Here is a 5,489-nt window from a genome sequence, read left to right on the forward strand (position 1 = left end):
AAACTACTATTTTACACTTAGACAAGAAGTAACACTAATAAAAACTAGTATTAAATAATATAAGAATTAAAGCAGATTAAGCAAAGCCCGCAACGACCTACTTTTCCAACATCCCAGTAAGGGAGAGTATCATCAGCCAGGACGAGCTTAGCTTCTTGGTTCGAGATGGAGCAAGGCGTTTCCTCGTCTGTATAGTCACGGGCAGTGTTAAATAAAAGATATATTAGCTAAATCTCTTATTTAACACTACTAGATAAAGTTAAAAGTCATAAACAAAGTTTTGTAAAAACATATCTTAATTAAGTTTTTATCCTTAACAAGGAAGTGATGCTTATTAAAAGATAAGCAGACGAGCTATTAGTACTGGTCAGCTAAAGGACTTTCATCCATTACACACCCAGCCTATCAAACACATAGTCTATATGAGCTCTTAAAAGAAGATTCATCTTGGAGTTGGCTTCCTGCTTAGATGCTTTCAGCAGTTATCACATCCCAACATAGCTACCGAGCGGTGCCCTTGGCAGGACAACTCGTACACCAGTGGTTGGTTCGACCCGGTCCTCTCGTACTAGGGTCAACTCTCCTCAATCTTCTTGCGCCCACGGCAGATAGGGACCGAACTGTCTCACGACGTTCTGAACCCAGCTCGCGTACCGCTTTAAATGGCGAACAGCCATACCCTTGGGACCTGCTCCAGCCCCAGGATGCGATGAGCCGACATCGAGGTGCCAAACCTCCCCGTCGATGTGAGCTCTTGGGGGAGATCAGCCTGTTATCCCCGGGGTACCTTTTATCCTTTGAGCGATGGCCCTTCCACACAGAACCACCGGATCACTAAGACCGACTTTCGTCTCTGCTTGACGTGTATGTCTCGCAGTTAAGCTGGCTTATGCCTTTATACTCTACGAACGATTTCCAACCGTTCTGAGCCAACCTTTGTAAGCCTCCGTTACATTTTGGGAGGCGACCGCCCCAGTCAAACTACCCACCAGACATTGTCCTACTTGAGGATAACTCAAGCTAGTTAGCTATCAGAATAAAAAAGAGCGGTATCTCAACAATGGCTCACCATAAACTGGCGTCTATGGATCAAAGCCTCCCGCCTATCCTGCACATTTTTATCCCAATAGCAGTGTCAAGCTGTAGTAAAGGTCCACGGGGTCTTTCCGTCTTGCCGCGGGTAGGAGGAATTTTCACCTCCACTACAATTTCACTGGATCCCTCTTCGAGACAGCTCCCATCTCGTTACGCCATTCATGCAGGTCGATATTTAATCGACAAGGAATTTCGCTACCTTAGGACCGTTATAGTTACGGCCGCCGTTTACTCGGGCTTCGATCAAACGCTTCGCAGAGCTAACGTCATCAATTAACCTTCGAGCACCGGGCAGGCGTCACACCCTATACATCCTCTTACGAGTTAGCAGAGTGCTGTGTTTTTGGTAAACAGTCGGGAGGGACTCTTTGTTGTAACCTTCAATGCTTACGGAGTAAATCCTTCACAAAGTTAGGCACACCTTATACCGAAGATACGGTGCTATTTTGCAGAGTTCCTTGAAGAGAGTTCTTCCACGCGCCTTAGAATACTCATCCCACCCACCTGTGTCGGTTTACGGTACGGGCAACTATAACTAAACTTAGAAACTTTTCTTGGCTCGACAGTATCAAGGATTTACGATTCATTCCGAAGAACTTCACGCACCTGTAAGGCCTCGGCTTAAAGGAGTTCGGATTTGCCTGAACTCCAACCTGCACCTTTCGACCAGCACTACCATCCGCTGGCTCCTCTAACTCTAAGCGTCCTTCCATCGCACATTATAGTTGGCATTGGAATATTAACCAATTTTCCATCGCATACCCCTTTCGGACTTTGCTTAGGACCCGGCTAACCCTACGATGACGAGCATCGCGTAGGAAACCTTGGGTTTACGGCGTTGGGGATTCTCACCCCAATTATCGCTACTCATGCCTGCATGCTCACTTGTATTCGCTCCAGCACTCCTTACCGGTATACCTTCAACGCAAATACAACGCTCTCCTACCACTTAGTAAAACTAAGTCTAAAGCTTCGGTACTCATTTTAGCCCCGTTATATTTTCCGCGCAGAATCACTAGACCAGTGAGCTATTACGCTTTCTTTAAAGGATGGCTGCTTCTAAGCCAACCTCCTGGTTGTTTAAGTAACTCCACATCGTTTTCCACTTAAATGAGATTTAGGGACCTTAGCTGTTAGTCTGGGTTGTTCCCCTCTCGACGACGGATTTTATCACTCGCCGCCTGACTGCCATGATTACACACTAGGTATTCGGAGTTTGATAGGGTTTGGTACATTGGTGTATGCCCTAGCCCATTCAGTGCTCTACCCCCTAGTGTTACTACATGACGCTATACCTAAATATATTTCGGAGAGAACCAGCTATCACGATGTTTGATTGGCCTTTCACCCCTATCCACAAGTCATCCCATAGCTTTTCAACGCTAGCGGGTTCGGTCCTCCACCGGCTCTTACACCGGTTTCAACCTGCTCATGGATAGATCACATCGTTTCGGGTCTGCAACGTCTGACTAAATGCCCTATTAAGACTCGCTTTCGCTACGGCTCCGGGTTTCCTTAACCTTGCCAGACATCACAACTCGCAGGCTCATTATGCAAAAGGCAGTCCATCACCCTGATAAATCATAGGGCTCTGAATGATTGTAAGCAAATGGTTTCAGGTTCTATTTCACTCTGATCACCTCAGTTCTTTTCACCTTTCCCTCACGGTACTTGTGCACTATCGGTCTAGTAGTAGTATTTAGGGTTGGATAGTGGTCTACCCAGCTTCAGACAGAATATCACGTGTTCCGCCCTACTCAGGATACTGCTAAGTAAAACAAAGCTTTCATATACGGGGGTATCACCCTCTGTGCCTAACCTTTCCAGGTCGTTCTATTAGCTAAGTTTAGTCTATATTGCAGTCCTACAACCCCACTAGTAAACTAGTGGTTTGCCCTCTTACGCGTTCGCTCGCCGCTACTAGCGTAATCTCTTTTGATTTCTTTTCCTGAGGGTACTAAGATGTTTCAATTCCCCTCGTTCGCTCCGTTATACGGTAACTAATATCTCTATTAGTTGGGTTGCCCCATTCAGAAATTCCCGGATCAAAGCCCCTTGACGGCTCCCCGAGACTTATCGCAGCCTGGCACGTCTTTCATCGCCTCTACTAGCCAAGGCATCCACCACTTGCTCTTTGTAGCTTACCTTTTCTATATTAGATTATTCTAATTCGCATCACTTCCTTGTTAAAGATAACTTTATGTTACTACATTTAAATTCTAGCTCTCAAGACGGAAAGCATTGACTACTATTTAGATAAGTTTTAAATCCTAAATAGATTGTGATGTCAAACTTTTGCATTAAATGCAAAGATGATAGAAATTTAAATCTTTAACAAGTCCTGTAAAATTGTTTTTAAAACTTGCTTGTGACTATTAACAATATTAATTAAAAGAACATTTAGACAAAAGTCTAATTAGAAAGTTTAAATTTAAGCTCTCTAATTAGACTTAATGCTGTTAAACTATTTTAATGGTGGAGAATAGCGGGATCGAACCGCTGACCTCCTGCGTGCAAAGCAGGCGCTCTCCCAGCTGAGCTAATTCCCCAATTAAATTCTCTGGTGGGCCTAACAAGACTTGAACTTGTGACCTCACCCTTATCAGGGGTGCACTCTAACCAGCTGAGCTATAGGCCCCTATAGGTCTATCAATCTTTCAAAACTAAACAAGGATGATTGAGAATATCTTTCTTATAGATATCTTGTGAGAGAATATCTATATGTACTCTAGAAAGGAGGTGATCCAACCGCAGGTTCTCCTACGGTTACCTTGTTACGACTTCACCCCAGTCGCTGATTCCACTGTGGACGGTAACTAATTTAGTATTCCGGCTTCGAGTGAAATCAACTCCCATGGTGTGACGGGCGGTGAGTACAAGACCCGGGAACGTATTCACCGTAGCATGGCTGATCTACGATTACTAGCGATTCCGGCTTCATGGAGTCGAGTTGCAGACTCCAATCCGAACTGGGACATATTTTATAGATTTGCTCCATCTCGCGATATTGCTTCTCATTGTATATGCCATTGTAGCACGTGTGTCGCCCCGGACATAAGGGCCATGATGACTTGACGTCGTCCACACCTTCCTCCTCCTTACGAAGGCAGTCTCATTAGAGTGCTCAGCCGAACTGTTAGCAACTAATGACGTGGGTTGCGCTCGTTGCGGGACTTAACCCAACATCTCACGACACGAGCTGACGACAGCCGTGCAGCACCTGTCTTAACATTTCTGCAAGCAGACACTCTTCTATCTCTAGATGATTTGTTAGATATCAAGTCCGGGTAAGGTTCTTCGCGTATCTTCGAATTAAACCACATGCTCCACCGCTTGTGCGGGTCCCCGTCTATTCCTTTGAGTTTTAATCTTGCGACCGTACTCCCCAGGCGGTATACTTAATCCGTTAGGTGCATTACTGCCAAGACTAGCTTAGCAACAACTAGTATACATCGTTTAGGGCGTGGACTACCAGGGTATCTAATCCTGTTTGCTCCCCACGCTTTCACGCATTAGCGTCAGTTGAGTTCCAGCAGATCGCCTTCGCAATGGGTATTCCTGGTGATCTCTACGGATTTTACCCCTACACCACCAATTCCATCTGCCTCTCCCTCACTCTAGATTATCAGTTTCCCAAGCAGTTCTATGGTTAAGCCATAGGATTTCACAAGAGACTTGATAATCCGCCTACGCGTCCTTTACGCCCAGTGATTCCGAGTAACGCTTGCACCCTCCGTATTACCGCGGCTGCTGGCACGGAGTTAGCCGGTGCTTATTCGTTAGGTACCGTCATTGTTCTTCCCTAACAAAAGGAGTTTACGCTCCGAAAAGTGTCATCCTCCACGCGGCGTTGCTGCTTCAGGGTTTCCCCCATTGAGCAATATTCCCTACTGCTGCCTCCCGTAGGAGTCTGGACCGTGTCTCAGTTCCAGTGTGACTGATCATCCTCTCAGACCAGTTATGCGTCATAGCCTTGGTGAGCCATTACCTCACCAACTAGCTGATACAATATAGCCTCATCCTACACCGAAAAACTTTCCCTATCTAACTTATGTCAGACAGGAGTATAGAGTATTAGCAGTCGTTTCCAACTGTTGTCCTCTAGTGTAGGGCAGATTAGCTATACATTACTCACCCGTGCGCCACTAACTCATAAGAGCAAGCTCTTACTCGTCCGTTCGACTTGCATGTATTAGGCACGCCGCCAGCGTTCACTCTGAGCCAGGATCAAACTCTCCATATTAATTACCTATCTAATAGATAGGATTTTTATTATGAAGTTTTTAATCAAAAAACTTTTAGTTTTTATATTAGTTTGTCTAATCTATTATTTAATCATAATAGACTGGCTCAATCGATCACTTGTTTAGATTTCAAAGATTGACTAATAGTTT

General features: G+C 45.1%; 2 tRNA genes and 3 rRNA genes. All 5 read right to left on the reverse strand.

The window, feature by feature from the left end:
- Positions 1-84: 84 nt before the first annotated feature.
- Positions 85-203, reverse strand: a 5S ribosomal RNA gene (gene rrf / locus CYP84_RS00925).
- A 134-nt stretch (positions 204-337) separates the two neighbouring features.
- Positions 338-3,242: ribosomal RNA gene (locus CYP84_RS00930) — 23S ribosomal RNA — on the reverse strand.
- A gap of 326 nt (positions 3,243-3,568) precedes the next feature.
- Positions 3,569-3,644, reverse strand: a tRNA-Ala gene (locus tag CYP84_RS00935).
- Positions 3,645-3,656: 12 nt separating this feature from the next.
- Positions 3,657-3,733, reverse strand: a tRNA-Ile gene (locus CYP84_RS00940).
- A gap of 94 nt (positions 3,734-3,827) precedes the next feature.
- A 16S ribosomal RNA gene (locus CYP84_RS00945) occupies positions 3,828-5,338 on the reverse strand.
- The 16S, 23S and 5S rRNA genes sit together here with 2 tRNA genes alongside, the layout of an rRNA operon.
- Positions 5,339-5,489: the final 151 nt, after the last annotated feature.

Source organism: Campylobacter concisus (assembly GCF_002912425.1).
Taxonomy (GTDB): Bacteria; Campylobacterota; Campylobacteria; order Campylobacterales; family Campylobacteraceae; genus Campylobacter_A; species Campylobacter_A concisus_AH.